Source organism: Mesorhizobium sp. AR02, assembly GCF_024746835.1.
Lineage (GTDB): Bacteria > Pseudomonadota > Alphaproteobacteria > Rhizobiales > Rhizobiaceae > Mesorhizobium.
The window spans coordinates 69,896-86,674 of sequence record NZ_CP080530.1 but is presented as its reverse complement, the minus strand read 5'-3'; the positions used below and the strand labels follow the sequence as shown (position 1 = coordinate 86,674).

The following is a 16,779-nucleotide window of genomic DNA, read 5'->3' as shown; positions in this document are numbered from 1 at the left end:
CTCGGCCCATCAGCTACACCAACGGCGGGGGAGGATTGTCATGGATTTCGAAGATCTCGTTACGGCGCTTTCGCCGCCGCCAAACCGGATCGGAAAATCAAACGGCGAGCACGAACACCATCTCTACGAAGGCGCGGTCATGGTCGCCTATGCCATGCACCTGTTGCGGACGCAGGATACCCAACACGTCCGTGTTCACCCCGATGGAGAGCACGGCAAGCAATTCGACTTCGCGGCCTGGCTGCTTCGACGCGATTTTATCAAGATCTCCAGCGTCGGCACCACCAGCTATGGCGGCACATACCGGAACTCCGCGGGCCAGGAGATCACCGTCAATCCGAAGTCGGGGTTGGGTGATGTGGTCGCAGAGGTCGGCAACCACGTCATCTCCGCCGAATGCAAGGGTGGGATCATCAACACGAGGCATTCGGGCCAGGTGTCTCGGCTCTACAAGGGTTTGTGCGAGACGGTCGGTATGTTGATGGCGACACCGTCGCAAGGACGGCAAGTGGCCGTCGTCCCTTTCACGGAAGGCACCTTGCGTCTGGCCGAACGATTGGCGCCGCGTTGCGCCTTGGCCGGCATTGAGATCGCCTTGGTAGGAAGCCGCGGCGAAGTCAGGGATGTGCGGCCTGTGCCGGCTGCGGGTTGAGATTGTAGGGCAAAGTCGCCGATCGACGCGACAGAAAGAATTGAGGGCAAGGGGGATGAGGCGAGTGCGAATGACCAGTGTCACTTATACCGGTGAGAAGATCGAAGGCGTCGAGATTGAGCACCTCGGGCCGTGCCAACCCGGGGTAAATCGGGCGGCGACTGCGGCACCGCTGTCGTTCTTGTGGAGCTGAGCTCGTGCGACAATCTGCAAGCTCATCCCGCAGCAAACGCGCGCCGTCCATCGAGCCCGCTTTGGGTTGGACCTATTTGTCCCGCGAGGCGCTGGCTCGCGCCAAAGCGCAAATGGATGAAGAATCCATGGGCGTGCGCGACGAGATCGGCTTCCTAACGATCCATCAGCGCTACGCCGATCGATTCTTTCCAGGCACTTCAGTGCTGCATACACGCGCCCGCTACGCGCTCTTCGTGCCCTGGCTGTTCGAAGATCTCGCCGGGATGACGGGACCAGCGGCGCAGCGGGCTCTGCGCGAGCGCGAACGGCAACTTGCCGGCCGACTAAGAGAGATGGGTGAATCCCAGGTCATCGGCGGACGCGTCTTCCCCAAACCGTCGAGCCAGCCGCCGTCAACCGTGTATTGGAATGCGCTTGCGGTGTGGGGAATCTTGCGTCCGCGATTGAATGAGCGGACCATTTCGCGCGCTCAGGCTCACAGGCTGCTCAGGACCACCGGCGCGGCAGCGGACGACGATGGTCATCCGCTTGTCAGTTTCGATCCGCCCTTCGTGCCGCTTCCAGGGCGTCCGGAAAATTGGCAGGGCGGCGACATCACTCTTCGGCTGACGGCTGAGGAAGCCGAGTTTCTGCGCGAGCGACTTGTTCAGTTGCGTCGCAACGTCGGCAACGAACTGTCTCTACTCGCGCGGCTGATTAGAACCGAGACGGAGGCGCCTGCCGGAATGTGGGCGGACGAGACGCAGGCGGTTGCTGGCCCCGACCAGGCTCCGCTCATGCGCGCGCAGCAGGCGGCAAGTCTCGCGGGCGTTGGTCGTGCGGTCTATGATGCATTGCTGGAGCGCGTTTTTGAGGTCGACGACAAACGGGAAATCGCGACCCGTCATCGCGATCATCTGGCTGCAATCATCACAACGCACGGTCGCCTCGCGGCCAAGCTCGATATCAGTGCGCTTGAGGCGGACATCGGTGCTCTGCCGACCAAATTACTTGCTGTCGTAACGGCGACCAAGGACTGGCTTGCTTCGAGATCGGGCAATCCCGCCGAGCTATTCGATGTCTATGCCGCAGCTGAAGCCCGCAAAGGGCCGCGCGCCCGGCTTGCTCCGACGCCCAATGGACGTGCTCGGCGCCTCGAATGGGCGAGCGACGAACATGGCTTGGCAAGCCCGCTCCATTATAGATGGGAGCAAGTCAGCACGCTTCTCAACGATCTGGCGGAGGCTGCATGAGCGGCGGGGTCGAAAGTTGGCCAGCACTCTCATTCCTGGAGGGCTTGCGTCCCGGTCCCGATGAATGCGTCGAACTGGCCCTGCTTGCGTCCTACTCGGCAGATCTGGGGACGATCGGTGCGACCTTGCTCGCCCTGGCGGGTAAGGACAGCGATGCGGGGCGTGGCAGTCCGTCCGACTTCGCCGATGCGGTCGAGCGGTTGCGGGGCAAGGTTCGGATCATCATCCAGCGCGGGCGTCTCGCGAAGATGCGGCGGACACCGCGCATTGCGGCGGTGCTGGATCAGTTCGTCCGCGAAGTGGATTTCGACGAGGCGACCCACAGCTGGCATCCCAAGGCCGCGTTGGTCCGAACCCGCAGTGAGGAAGGGGACATCGGCTGGCGCCTATGGATCGGGAGCCGGAATCTTACAGAGTGCGTCAATCGCGACATCGGGCTCCTGCTCACCTCCGGCGCGAAAGGCGGTGCTCCGATCCCCGGAGCAGCCGAACTGGCGCGTGCGCTGGCCGACCGGGCCGCACTCAAGGGGGTGCGCTCGGCTTCTCTTGCCACGACGATCGCGAAGGTGGCTTGGCGCCCGCCGGCGGGTGTCCGCGTCGAACGGATCCACTGGTCGGCGGGAAATGGAGATCAGACCGCGCCCATCCCGCCGACCGGAACCGATGAAGTCGTGATCGTGAGCCCCTTCGTCGACAAGACCTTCTTAGCGCGCCAAACGCCAAAGGGCGGGAAGCCAGTACGGCGTGTGCTGCTGACGACGATGCACGAGATTGAACGGATCGGACCGTCGCTGGCGTCGTTCGACGATCTGCTGGCGCTGGACGCACCGGATTTTCCTATCGGTGATCCCGAGCCCGATTCTGTCTCCTCGGCTTCCGCGGCCGACGTCGCCGTCGGCGACGAGGAAGAACAGATCGGCCGGGGCCTTCACGCAAAACTGCTGTTCTTCCGTGCCGGTCGCAACCGGATGCTATGGTTGGGAAGCGCGAATGCCACCATGCGCGCCTGGACCGGTCGCAACGCCGAGGTGACGGCCGAGCTGCTCATCACGGACGTGATTGAGAAAGGCCTGAAGGCACTCTTGGGGTCGGCCCGGCTCGTTCAAGCGCCCGATAGAGAATATGCGCCCGACGCGGCGATGCTGGAGGAAGAAGCGCTCGAACGGGCGCGAGCGCAGGTGGCGGCGCGCTGGGCCGCGACGCTCAGCATCGATGGAGATGAGGCATGTCTTACCCATCGCTCCGATCTCTATCCGGGCGGCCCGCATCCGGAGGAATCCGATATCGTGCTCGAAGTCGGGGCGCTTCATGGCGAACTCATAATCTGGCCCGGACGACAAGATGAGGTGAGGTTGGGGACTGTGGTTCCCGCTGAGCGCAGTGAGTTTGTGCGCTTGCGCGTCAGTCGCGGCGACAAGGGCCTCTCGTGGCTGCAACGGGCGCCGGCCGAACCGCCGTTCGGAGAGGATCGCGATCGCGCGGCCTTTGTGCGGTTTCTGGGAGCCAGAGGATTTCTTCTCTGGCTGGCAGGCTTGCTGGCCGGTGACGGTCGGCTCGGTGAAGGCGACTGGACGGATGAAAAGCGACAAGACCGGAAAGGCCTGGGAGCAAATCCAGCGCTCGATCTCTCACTGCCAACCCTGGAAGAAATGTTGGCGGCGTGGGCGCGCGACCGGGACAAGTTCCGCGAGATCGAGCGAAGAGTCTCCGATTACCTTCCTGCCGTGCTTGAATTAGCCGCTGACGAGGACCCGCAGACAGCAGCGATGTTGCGACGTTTTGACGATCTGTGGAGCAAGCTTCGCATCGGTCTCGGCGCTGACGTCAGGGGCAAACATCCGTGAGCGTACCTAAGCCGTTTCAGGAAGCAGCGGTCGATGCGGCGCTATCGGCTTTCGCGAACCAAGCGGGGCGGCGGCGCTTTCTGGTGGCCGATGAGGTTGGTCTAGGCAAGACCGTCGTTGCGAAGGAAGTGGCGCGCCGCATGGCGGACGATGGTCGCCGGCCCCTGGTGATCTATTACGTGGCCAACGGCCATGCAGTGTCCCATCAGAACAAAGGCCGTATCGTCAGTTTCCTTGACGATGGGCAGCTGGAGAAGGCGACCAAAACGCCTGATCGGCTTTCGTTGATCGCGGTTGCGAAGCGACCGGACAACCCGGTTCTGATCTATGCGCTGACTCCCGTGACCTCCTTCCCCGACGCGCGCGCGCGCCTAACCGGCGGACGCAAGGAAGAGCGCGCGTTCCTGAAAGTGCTGCTCGAGCGGGCCTATCCCGCATTCGCACGAGATCTCGATCCGGACATCTTGCGGCTGAGTGCGCGGGGGTCTTGGGACTGGGCCGTCAAGGACGCGGAGACGAAATTCGAGACTTCGCCCGCCCATCTCACGCAGCGGTTTCGCGAAGCCCTTGCGGCGGAGTTCGGAGAGCCGGTGCGCGCGAAGCTGGAGCTGGCGCTGCTGGGCGATGCCGAGAAGAAGATCAAGCCGTTGAAGCCGACCACCTTCGTTGGCCATCTCCGTCGTGCGCTGGCGCTGGCGACGCTGCGCCATCAGCCGCCCGATCTTGTCATTCTCGACGAGTTCCAGCGTTACCGCCAGATTCTGGTGGAGAAAGACGCCGACCCACTTCTGAAGGCGCTTCTTGAACCAGCAAACTCGACCGTTCCGCCCGCAATCTTATTGCTGAGCGCCACACCTTACCGGCTTTTGAGCACTCGGTGGGAGGAGACCAAGGGTGCGCTCGCTCATGCGGAGCTCCTTGAATTGATCGAGTTCCTTGCCGGCCACGGGGTTCGCGACCGCGCGAAGACGCTCTTTTCCGAGTTCGGCGACAAGCTGCGTGACATCGTGGCAAATGCTGATGCGAAGCGTCCCGATTTAGCGGACGATGTGGCGGAGGCCGCCAAGCTCAGAGACGAGCTCCGCAGCCTGCTGACCCCAGTGATGTCGCGAACAGAGCGGGACAGTGTAGCGTCGACCGATCCGCTGGCCGGAACGCAATTCCTCGACGCAGACCCGGAGCCCGAGGATTTTCAGGTCTATCGGCATCTGGTCGATAGCTTCACCGAAGATGTGCGCTACGAGGCGTTGCACTATTGGTCGTCGGTTCCGTTGCCGGCCCAATCCCTGGGCCCGCGCTATGCGGCGTGGAAGCGCGCAAAGATCAAGGCCGCGCCCAAACTCACACGGATGACGCGCGAGCGCCGGAACAAACTCAGCGCGCCCGCGGCCTGGCCGGATGCGAAGCTTCGGGCGCTCAGCGGCGTCGCGCCGCCCAGGCTCCTTTCGCTGCCGTGGGTCGCGCCATCATTGCCGTGGTGGCCACTTGGGGGCGGCTGGAAAAGCGCAGCGGTGGACCCCAAACTGTTGATGTTCAGCCGGTTTCGCGCAACGCCGCCAAGCGTCGCCGCACTTCTGAGCTTTGGCGTCGAAGCGCATTGTCTTCCAAAAAACAAAGGCGGCTACGAGAAAGCCTATAAGCGGCGGCGCTTTAAATTGGCGGCGGTGCCCGGCCCAGTCATGGCTGCGTTTCATCCATCGCCATGGTTGATCCGTCACACCGACCCGCTTGAGAAAGCCGGGGAGCCGCTTAGCGTCATTCGTAAGCTCGTGCGGCGACAGATCCTCGCGGTCTTGCCCAAAGGGATTGTCGAACGGGACACATTGAAGGCGCGGCGGCGGCATCGATCCATCGGACAGGTCATAGCCGCGATCGAACGACGGGCCGGCATGGGGGAACAGTCGGCCGCGGGTTGGAGCAGTGCAATCGGCGATGATCGCGCCGCTCGGTCGGCCGTCCAGAAGTGGCGGCAGGTACCGCCGATCGAGAAGCTCTCCCCGATCGAACTTGAGGACCTCGTCGACTATGCGATCGGAGCGCCGGGCGTGGCGCTTGGCCGGGCGTTGCTCCGGCATGATCCGACGATCCTGGTTCCGGCCCGCTATCCTGCCCTTGTCCACCTCAGTTGGCAGGGGCTGCGCGCCTATCTCGACAATCCGGTGATCCTGTCCTCCCTGCCGGGCAAGACGGCGGTCGAACAGGTCACGAGCGCGGTCGTGGATGGTGGCTTTGAAAGCGTCTTGGACGAGCATTTCTGGCTGCGCGCGCAGAATTTGCCTGAGGGCGCTGCAGGTCTGGCCAAGGATTTGGAATCCTCACTCGGGCTGCGGGCCGGTAGCTTCAGCTTTCACGGGATCGGCGGTCAGCCGCACAAGATACCAGTGCGCTGCCATGTCGCCGTACCGTTCGGGGATGCCGAGACCGAGCCTGCCGTCAAAGTGGAGGGCGGCGTTGCGCAGACTGCTCCAGCTCGACCCGACGAGATTCGCCGAAGCTTCAACACGCCCTTTTGGCCGCATGTGCTAACCACGACATCTGTCGGCCAAGAGGGATTGGATTTCCACCCCTGGTGTTCGCATGTGGTCCATTGGGATCTCTCGTCGAACCCTCTTGACCTCGAACAGCGCGAGGGCCGCATCCAACGCTATGCTGGACTGGCTGTCAGGCGCCGGCTCTCGGCGATGTTGCGCGACGAGGTGCTGAGAGACGTCATCGCCGCAGAGGGTTCACCGTGGCAATGCTTGCAACGCCATGCGGAGCGTTTCGGCGATACCAGTGGCCTCCGTCCCTGGTGGGTGCTCGAAAGGGCGGAAATCAGCCGGCACGTTTTCGAGCGACCTTTCGGCCGGGATGTGGTGCGGTTTGCTCAACTTCGCGAGCAGCGCATGATCTATCGACTGGCGCTTGGCCAGCCCAATCAGGAGGACTTTATCGACGTGCTGTCCCGGGGAGGCGAGGCGATGCGCGCCCTCCTGCAACCCCTCGTTCTAGACCTGTCCGCCATGGGGCTTCGGTCGACCATGCCACCCACGCTGACGTAGTGCGTGATCGATTCCTGTCTCCAACTGCTTTGAGCCTTGAACCAGGGCGACAGCCTCTTCGAATCGGGCACCTTTCCTCGCCATACGAGGAATGATACAAATCCTCGGATAATAGGTCCTATGTTCCGGGTTTCCGTATCGTGCCGCCATCCATGTCCCAACGCCAGATTGCCCATACCGTGCTGACCGCGCGCGGAATTTCGCGTCTGGCAGAGCTGCGCGAGGCGGGCGTAACAGCCGCCACCATGAGTCGCATGGAACGCGACGGCGAGGTGCTTCGGCTCGCGCGAGGACTTTATCAACTTTCCGATGCGCCCCTCGACGTTCACCACAGTCTCGCAGAGGCCGCCAAACGGGTTCCCAAAGGCGTGGTTTGCCTCGTTTCGGCCCTGGCTTTCCATGGTCTGACTGATCAGCTCCCGAGGCAGGTTTGGCTCGCCGTGGGCCAGAAGGACTGGCCTCCCAAACCCGACGGCACACCCATTCGCATCGTGCGTTTTACCGAACGTCTGCTCAACGACAGCGTCGAAACTCATGTCATCGAAGGCGTGCCCATAAAGGTTTTTGGCGTCATCAAAACTGTCGCGGACTGCTTCCGATATCGCAACAAGATCGGCCTTTCGGTGGCGATCGAGGGTCTCCAGGAAGCACTCCGCCAGCGCAAGGCCACGCCCGGCGAAATTGCCAGGCAGGCCGAGCATGGAGGTGTCTCTACGGTGATCCGGCCGTATCTTGAGGCACTCACCGCCAATGGCTAAGGAGATCAAGAACATCGGCGCCTCGGTGCGCGCACGCCTGCTGCAACTCGCCAAGGCAAGTGGCCAGAGCTTCGACCTGGTTCTGACACGCTTCGCGCTGGAGCGGCTGCTCTTCCGGCTCAGCCAGTCACGGCATGCCGACCGCTTCGTGCTGAAGGGCGCGATGCTGATGATGAGCTGGTTCGATGATCCGCACCGCGGCACCCGCGACCTTGACCTGCTGGGTTTTGGCGATCCGAGCGCGGAGCCGATGCTGGCGACGTTTCGGGAGATCCTGGCGCAGGACGCCGGCGATGGCGTCGAGTTCGACGCTGACGCACTTCGCGTCGACCGCATTCGCGAGGAGCTGGAATATGGCGGGCTGCGACGGAGGACGACGGCCTCGATCAGCGGCGCCCGGATCAGCCTGACGATCGACATCGGCTTTGGCGATGCGCTGGAGCCTGGAACTGAGGATCTGGACTATCCGTCCATGCTGGACTTTCCCATGCCCCGGCTGCGGGGCTATGCGCGGGAAACCGTCATTGCCGAGAAATTCCAGGCGATGGTGGCGCTGGGGCGGGCGAATAGCCGGATGAAGGACTTCTACGACATCTGGATTCTCAGTCGCTCGTTCACCTTCGACGACGACAGGCTGCCACGAGCGATTTCCGCCACCTTCGCGCGACGCGGAACAGCAATACCTCAAGACCTGCCCGATGCGCTGACACCAGCCTTTGCCGAGGATGCGCAAAAGCAGCGACAGTGGCGTGCGTTTGTCGGAGATGTCGCCCACGATCCGGGTGATCTGGGAAACGTCACTAGAGATATAGCGGCATTCCTCATGCGCCACGCGGTCTCAGCAGCGAGCTTGGGTAAATGAGCAGTTTGATTTCCACTGTTGGGTTGTGGCGGGCCATGGAGTGGTTCAGTCTCCCAGGATATATCCGCTATCAAATGGCTAGCAGAGCTGGCTGCCAGGCGTGCCGTAGTCTAAAGAGAAAGAAAATGCTCTGTGAACACAGGCTTAAGATTTGGGGGAGGCAATAAGCCCGTGGACGTATTTTCGCTGAACAATAGCCTATTGGCTCAATATACTGGATTTGCCCGTTCCTTTACGCGGATACGTTCGTCAGAAATTTTGGAGAAGGTAACCGATCTCTACGCTGGGCGTCGTTTCTGGCCTGAACCCATGCTTCAGCTGAATCCGCACTACGAAGGTGGCGGCTCGGTCCAAAGCCTTGTCGGCCCAAAAGGGCTGATCGATGATTGCGCTCAGATATTTCGAGACTCGCGCGCCGCTGCCGACGCCTCCGACAAGACTCTGAAGTTGCGTCGCCACCAAGAGCAGGCAATCGGCCTTGCCCTGGACGGAAAAAGCTTCGTCGTCACGACCGGCACTGGATCGGGCAAGTCCCTTTGTTTCTTTATCCCGATTGTTGATGCCGTTGTTAAGGCGAAGCGGGCTGGCGAGGCAGCGCGGACCCGAGCGGTAATCATCTATCCGATGAATGCCTTGGCTAATAGCCAGCTTGAGGAATTGAAGAAATTTCTCGCAGATCAGAACCATGCAGTGCCCGTGACCTTCGCACGATACACTGGTCAGGAGAATTCCGAGGAACGCGAGCGGATAAAAAACAATCCGCCAGACATATTGCTTACCAATTTTATGATGCTCGAACTTCTGATGACGCGGCAGTCGGATCTTGACCGACGTGTCGTGGAGAATTGTAGCGGCCTTCGGTTTATTGTTCTTGATGAACTACATACGTATCGAGGGCGTCAAGGAGCAGATGTTGCGATGCTGATGCGCCGTCTGCGGGCGCGTGTGGGCGATCCCCAGCATCCGCCGATTTGCATTGGCACCTCGGCCACGATGGCCAGTGAAGGCGGCGAAGAAGATCGCAATCAGGTTGTTGCTGATGTCGCGTCTCGCTTATTTGGGACGAACATCGGTCGAGACGCGATCGTTACAGAAACCTTGCGCCGCGCGACGGACCCAGATCGATCCGCTGACAGAGGGCTATCTCGACTGAGTGACGCTGTGGTCAGCGCCGCTTCAGGTACGCCTTATGACGGTAAATCAAATGGTGAGATCGCTCGTGATGATCTTGCCATCTGGGTAGAGACTAGGCTCGGCCTTCGAGATGTAGACCAGAAGCCGCGGCGGGCGCGCTCGCTGTCGCTGAAGACAGCGGCGGTCCTACTATCTGGTGAATCCGGCGAAACGGTCGAGACGTGCGAGCTGGCATTAAAAAACGCGCTGCTGGCGTTTAGCTTACCGGAGAAACTCCGAGGCTATAGCGGCGGCGGTGACGAGCCTCTTTTCGCGTTTAAGCTACATCAATTTATTTCAGGCGCAGGTCGTCTGTACACGACCCTCGATCCCTCGGGTTCGCGCAGGGTCACATTTGATGGACAAATCTTCGATCCGGAAAATCCGGCAAAAAGGCTATATAGCGCTCATTTCTGCCGGCGGTGTGGGCAGGAAAACCACCCCGTCACGCTGATCGACGACAATGGCGTAAAGTCATTTGAGAAGCGTGAGATCGATGATGTCCCCCTCAACGACGATGAAGAGCCTGAGGGCATTGTTGAACGCTGGGGTTTTCTCATGCCCGAGCCTGTCGACGGCGAGTTCGCGTTCCAGGGTCGGGACGAGGACTATCCCGAGGCTTGGCTTGAAGAAACAAAATCGGGGGAATTGCGGTTAAAGGCGACGTACCGCAAGACGAGGGCTGAGCTTGTATCGGTGCTTCCGGATGGCAGCTGCAGCAATGGCGGCCGACGAGCTTGGTTCATGCCGGGTAAGTTCAAATTTTGTCCGGCATGCGGTGAGCACCATAGCGATTCAACTCGCGACATTAACCGGCTCGCCGCCTTGAGTGCCGAGGGGCGCAGTTCGGCGACAACGATTATCATCGCGGCCATCCTGCGTTGGATGAGCGATACGGAAAACTCTATCTCTGCGACGACACGCAAGCTCTTGGCCTTCACCGACAACCGGCAGGATGCTGCCCTGCAGGCCGGCCATTTCAACGACTTTCTATTCGTCACGCTGCTGCGAGGCGCGATCCTGGCAGCAGTTTCCGAAGCCGGTGACGAAGGGTTGCAAGAGGACGAGGTCGGGAAGGCGATCCAACGCATGCTGGGCTTCGTGGCATCCAATGTATCGCGGCGAACCGAATGGTTGGTGGAGCCGGATCTTAAGGGGGCCAATCTGCTGGCCGCCGAAAAGGTGATCCGTGAATCGCTGACACATAGATTCTGGATCGATCAACGGCGAGGTTGGCGTTACACGAATCCCAACCTCGAGCAGCTGGGGTTGATCGAGGCGCGTTACATTTCCCTCGATGACCTCGCACACGACGACAAGGAATTTGAAAACTACCCGTTGTTGCGCGCTGCTTCAGCTCTGGAGCGTCGGGCGGCACTCCGGGTGCTGCTGGACGTGATGCGCAAGGGCTTGGCGGTCGAATGTGATGCGCTGGATCGACTGAAGATCGAAAGCCTCGCCGGTCGAATGCGTAGCGTAATCAAGGCCCCATGGATATTGGAAGAGGAGCGCTTTTTGGCGGCTCCGGTGTTCATGCCGAAGCCGCCAACCCGCCGCGAAATGTCCCCGAAAGACGAAGAGCTGATACTTCGGGGTAGCCCGACCAGCACGATCGGCCGGCAATTTCGATCGATGACATTCGGTGGCAGACGGCCAACGGGCAAGCAGATCACGGAAATCGTCGATGGCTTGTTGAAAGCGGCAGGTCGTTTTGGGCTGGCGACACAGGTCGTCTCTCCTGTTGGCGGAGATGGTTGGCGTCTTGTGCCGTCATCGATCGCCTTTGCGCTTTCAGCAAATCAAGCTCCGGATCGAGACAATCCATTTTTCCGCGGTCTGTACGCACATATCGCGACGCTACTGGCCGATGGCGGCGAGGCTATCTTTGGTTTCGAAGGCCGTGAGCATACGGCACAGGTTGAGGGGGATCTACGAGAGATCCGCGAGGCTCGCTTTCGTTATGGTGTAGACGACCGGAAACTTCTGATCGACCAAGCCGAACGACTGAAGGAGCTTCGAGAGGATAGCCGTTTCCTGCCAACCCTGTTTTGCTCGCCAACCATGGAGCTCGGCGTCGATATCTCCTCAATGAACGTCGTTTACATGCGGAATGTGCCCCCAACGCCAGCGAACTACGCTCAGCGCGGTGGGCGTGCAGGCCGCAGCGGTCAGGCAGCCTTGATTGTCACGTATTGCGCGGCACAAAGCCCACATGACCAATACTTCTTCCAGCGTCCAAGCGCGATGGTCGATGGCGTGGTGCTCCCACCGTCTATCGATCTGAAAAATCCCGAACTTGTCGAAAGCCATCTCCACGCAGAGTGGCTGGCTGCCAGCGGAGCGGCATTGTCGGCTTCGATCGCCGATAATCTCGACATGACGGTTGCCGGCAAGCCTCTCTTGCCGCATCACTGGAACCGGGTGTCTGCTGACGACGCAAAGAGTGCCGGTGCAAAGCGCGTTGCGGCTGTTCTGTCAGCTGTCGCTGATGACTATGGTGCCACGCCGCCGGATTGGTTTGTTGGCGTTGATGCCAATACAAACAGCGTCGTTGCCGCCGCGCCTCAACGCCTTGCCGATACCTTTAACCGGTGGAGGGATTTGTTGGCTGCCGCCGAACGGCAGGTAGAAGATGCGGCACGTACTTTAAAGGACTATTCGATCTCACCGCAGGAACGCCGTGCCGCTGAAACACGGCAAGCGGCTGGAAACACCCAGATCAAGCTTTTGCTGCGAGGGGCCGAGGGCCAAGGCTCTGATTTCTACGTGTACCGGTATCTGGCAACGGAAGGCTTCCTGCCTGGCTATAATTTCCCGCGTCTCCCCATCATGGCGTTCGTGCCAGGTGATCAGGGCGGAAAAGGTCAGCGCTATATTCAGCGTGCACGTTTTCTGGCGATCGCCGAGTTTGGGCCAGGCAGCCTTGTTTACCACGAGGGGCGTGCCTATCGGGTCGATCGCGCCCTGTTGAAGGAGGTTGGTGGCGGGCAAGATGGATTGCTTCCGACATTCAGCACAGCAATTTGCGCGGCTTGCGGTGCCGCCCATGACGGAGAGCCGCCAGAACGCTGCCACGTATGTAACAGCGCGCTGGGTACATCGAACATAACTAAGCAGCTTCATCGGATCGAGAATGTTGGTACGCGCCAGGTGGAGCGGATAACTGCCAATGACGAAGAGCGTCGTCGTCAAGGCTATGAACTCCAGACGACCTTCTCGTTTCGAGATGCGAGCGACGTCAGATCCCGTGTGTTTGAAGATTCAGAGGGGCACATATTCGCGGCGGATTTTGCGCCTGCCGCACAGGTTCGTCGTATCAACCGGGGACTCCGTCGCCGCAAGGACATCAGCAAGATCGGCTTTTTGATCGATCCGAAGAGCGGCTATTGGGCAAGTGACAACCGAGCGCAAGACGCGGAAGAAGGATCGCCGATCAATAGCCGGCAACCCATCACCCCGGTTGTTGAGGACCGGAAGAACGCGTTGCTCATCCGGTTTCCTGCTCCTTGGTTGGCTGCTGCTGGAGACGAGGCGGAGGCACTAGTTGCCACGATCCAGCATGCTTTTGCCCGTGGCATCGAGGCCATTTACCAACTGGAAGAAGGCGAAATCCAGGGAGAGCCGACGCCCTCACGAAAGGATCGCCGAGCATTATTGTTTTACGAAGCTGCCGAGGGTGGCGCTGGGGTCTTGTCCAGGTTGGTTGAGGATGGCGGTGCCTTTCGTGCCGTCGCGAAGAAGGCGCTGGAGATAATGCACTATGCTCCCGGTAGCCTCTCAGCGGCCGCGATCAATGGACCGAAGGCGCTTAAAAATGTCGAGGACTCTCACTGCGTAGCGGGCTGCTATCGCTGTTTATTGTCCTACTTCAATCAGCCCGATCATGAATTGATCGATCGTCGGCGTGAATCTGTACTGCAGATGCTCATCCGACTTTCTTTCGCGGAAATGCGCCATTCCACCCCAACATCACAATTTCAAACGCCTCTGGAAGGCTGCCCCCCGCCGGACGCAGAGCCCATCGAGATTGGCGGCTACCAGCTCACATTGATCTGGCGCGCGGCGAGAATCGCCGCTGCCGAACAGGCGAGCGCGCCCGCCACGCTCGGCGACAATCTTGCCGGAAAAGGGATCGAACTCATCCTTCTGCCGGCCGACATCACCGCTCGCCGGGAATCGATTTCCAAGCTTGCCATTGTGCTTGGAGGCAAGCCGTCATGAGTACCGCAACCAATTTCTCACCGGGTGAACTGGTCCATGCGCGAGGGCGAGAATGGATTGTCCTGAGCAGCGGTGACTCATTGCGGATCCGCCCTCTCACCGGATCGGAACATGAGGCTGAAACGGTAATCCCGGAGCTCGAGGCGGAGCCGATCCGGTACGCATCTTTCGACGCCCCCGAAATTGGGCATGTGGGCGGACGCGAAGCAGCGCAGCTCATGCGGGACGCTCTCAGACTTTCGCTGCGTCGTGGAGCAGGGCCGTTTCGTGGCGCTGGCCGGATAAACTTCGAACCGCGAGCCTATCAGCTAGCGCCGTTGATGATGGCGCTGCGGCAGGAGACGGCGCGCCTCTTGATCGCCGATGATGTTGGCGTCGGCAAGACCATCGAGGCCGGCCTTATCCTTCGCGAATATATTGATCGGGGCGAGATCGACCGCTTCTCAATTCTCTGCCCTCCACACCTTGTCGATCAGTGGACTACAGAGCTTGAGACCAAGTTCGCACTCTCCGTGACGGCAGTGACCGCGGCGGCGGCGGCGCGCCTCGAACGGGATCTGCCTAACACAATCAGCGTCTTTGAAGCTTACCCGTTCACGGTGGTCAGCTTGGATTTCATCAAGAGCCAGCGCCGCTTCAATGACTTTCTGCGGGCCTGTCCCGAAATGGTCGTCGTCGATGAAGCGCATGCCGCGGTGACCGGGAATAAAGCTCGCCACCAGCGATTTGAACTCCTCCAGAAGCTTGCCGCCGACAAGTCCCGGCACCTCTTGCTGCTGACCGCCACCCCCCATTCTGGCGACGAAGACGCGTTTCATAACCTTCTCGGACTGCTCGACGCCGATTTCACACGCCTGCGCGACGTATCGGGCGACGAGTCTCGGGTCCTCCGGGAGCGACTGGCAGGCTATTTCATCCAGCGCCGGCGACGTGACATCGACGCGTGGCGCGAGCCAGGCCTTTTCCCGCAGCGCGAGGTTACGGAGCTCAAGTATCGCCTGTCTGGCGCCTACGAGCGCTTCTATGGCGCTATCCTCGACTATTGCGCTGAAGTGGTGGCGGCCGAAGAAGGCGAACTGCGGCAGCGGCTCGCGTTCTGGGGAACGCTTGCGTTGATGCGTTGCGTGGGATCAAGCCCATCGGCAGCGGCCCGAGCGCTTCGAACGCGTGCTGTCCTTGATGCCGACGAGGCAGAAGCCGATTTGATCACGGCGCGGGCCATCGACGACGAGGACGTGAGCGAGGATGATTTAGAACCCGGTGCAGCCATCGAGGACAATCGCCTTCTCGATCTTATTTCTCAGGCGGACACGCTGGCGGCGAATCCGCTGCGAGACCCGAAGTTCTTGATCCTAAAATCGGCGATCCAGAGCCTCGTGAAAGATGGATTTTCGCCGGTGGTATTTTGCCGCTTTATCGCTACTGCAGAAGCGGTCGGGACGGCTTTGGCAACCGCCTTCAAGGATCACACGGTCGAGGTCGTGACGGGTTCCCTTCCGCCCGAAGAGCGTGAAGACCGTGTCGGAACTCTTGGCGAGTTCGAGAAACGCCTACTTGTCGCCACCGACTGCCTCTCGGAGGGCATCAATCTTCAAGGACATTTCGACGCCGTCGTCCATTACGATCTTTCCTGGAATCCCACGCGCCACCAACAACGCGAGGGCCGCGTTGATCGGTTTGGCCAAAAGCGTGAGACCGTCAGAACGATCTTGATCTATGGCGAAAACAATCCCGTCGACGGGGCCGTTCTCGACGTGATCCTGCGAAAGGCACGCGCCATCGAGAAGCAGACGGGCGTCCGGGTCCCCATGCCGGATGAGGGCGGGAGTCTCACCAAGGCATTGATGTCTGCGGTTCTACTGCGCGCGCGCGAACGCAGCCAGTTGTCGTTCGATTTTGACATGGCGAACACTCAGGAGGCGCAAGACATCGATATCGCTTGGTCAAATGCGTCGGAGAAGGAGAGAAAATCCCGCACCATTTTTGCGCAGAACAGCCTTAAGCCGGAAGAGGTCGCGTCTGAATGGGAGGCAACTCAACGTGCGCTGGGCGGCTTCGCGGACGCTGAGCGTTTTGTATCGCGAGCAATGATGCGTCTCGGTGCTCCCTTGGTGTCCCAGCCCCGCGGCGGATTCGCCGCGCCCCTGCATTTGGCGCCCGACGCCCTGAAGGAGCGGTTCCAAATGGAAGGGCTGCTCGACGATTCGACCTCACCAAAGCCGCTAAGGGTTGCCTTTGAAGCTCGTCCCCGATCGGGATTTCTCTCTGTTCATCGCGCGCATCCTTTGCCTGGTGTGCTTGCGGAGAGCTTCCTTGAGAAGGCGCTAGACAACCGGGGCACACAGGACGACCCATCAACTCTGCCCCGTTGCGGGGTCTGGGAATCTGAAGCCGTCGAAAGCGTTGTCACGCTGTTGCTCCTTCGCATTCGGCACCGCATCGATTCCCGTGGGCGACTGGGGCCGCAATTCGCGATGGCTGAAGAAGCTGCCGCCATCGCGTTCGATGTGTTGAAAGGCAACCGCGTCAGTGCTGAAGAGGAGGCATTCTCCCTTCTTGAGGCAGCGAGCTCGAATGTTCCCGATCGCGTGCGTGACTTGCAACTCAATCGAGCCAAGCTCCAGCTGACATCGCTTGAACCGTCCCTTAAGGCGTATGCCTCGGAACGCGCAATGGCGCTTGCGGCTGACCACAGTCGCGTGCGCCAGGCGTTGGGTTCAAGAGCTGGCGTCCGGGTCGAGGCGGTGACGCCGGTCGACATCATCGGGCTTTATGTTTTGATGCCCCGGATCTGAGGACGG

8 protein-coding genes are annotated in these 16,779 nt (G+C 60.6%); all 8 read left to right on the top strand.

All coding sequences use genetic code 11. From position 1 onward, the window contains the following. Positions 1-40: 40 nt before the first annotated feature. The 8 genes from DBIPINDM_RS00345 (at position 41) to DBIPINDM_RS00310 (ending at position 16,773) form a co-directional block, all read left to right on the top strand. On the top strand, positions 41-652 hold the full coding sequence (locus tag DBIPINDM_RS00345; protein WP_258580968.1) for a hypothetical protein: 612 nt from the start codon (positions 41-43) through the stop codon (positions 650-652). Positions 653-906: 254 nt separating this feature from the next. Beyond that, positions 907-2,079, top strand: a complete 1,173-nt coding sequence (locus tag DBIPINDM_RS00340) for a DUF6361 family protein (protein WP_258580967.1) — start codon at positions 907-909, stop codon at positions 2,077-2,079. After that, complete coding sequence (locus tag DBIPINDM_RS00335) at positions 2,076-3,923, top strand: phospholipase D family protein (protein ID WP_258580966.1); 1,848 nt, start codon at positions 2,076-2,078, stop codon at positions 3,921-3,923. Before DBIPINDM_RS00340 ends, DBIPINDM_RS00335 begins: the two co-directional genes overlap by 4 nt. Beyond that, complete coding sequence (locus tag DBIPINDM_RS00330; RefSeq protein ID WP_258580965.1) at positions 3,920-6,964, top strand: DEAD/DEAH box helicase; 3,045 nt, start codon at positions 3,920-3,922, stop codon at positions 6,962-6,964. Before DBIPINDM_RS00335 ends, DBIPINDM_RS00330 begins: the two co-directional genes overlap by 4 nt. Before the next feature lie 152 nt (positions 6,965-7,116). After that, a complete protein-coding gene (locus DBIPINDM_RS00325; protein WP_258580964.1) occupies positions 7,117-7,722 on the top strand; it encodes a type IV toxin-antitoxin system AbiEi family antitoxin domain-containing protein in 606 nt (201 codons plus the stop codon). Continuing rightward, a complete protein-coding gene (locus tag DBIPINDM_RS00320; protein ID WP_258580963.1) occupies positions 7,715-8,584 on the top strand; it encodes a nucleotidyl transferase AbiEii/AbiGii toxin family protein in 870 nt (289 codons plus the stop codon). Before DBIPINDM_RS00325 ends, DBIPINDM_RS00320 begins: the two co-directional genes overlap by 8 nt. Positions 8,585-8,755: 171 nt before the next feature. Beyond that, entirely contained in the window at positions 8,756-13,978 is a 5,223-nt protein-coding gene (locus DBIPINDM_RS00315; protein ID WP_258580962.1) for a DEAD/DEAH box helicase, read from the top strand. Next, positions 13,975-16,773, top strand: a complete 2,799-nt coding sequence (locus DBIPINDM_RS00310; protein WP_258580961.1) for a DEAD/DEAH box helicase — start codon at positions 13,975-13,977, stop codon at positions 16,771-16,773. The genes DBIPINDM_RS00315 and DBIPINDM_RS00310 overlap by 4 nt, the downstream gene beginning before the upstream one ends. Positions 16,774-16,779: the final 6 nt, after the last annotated feature.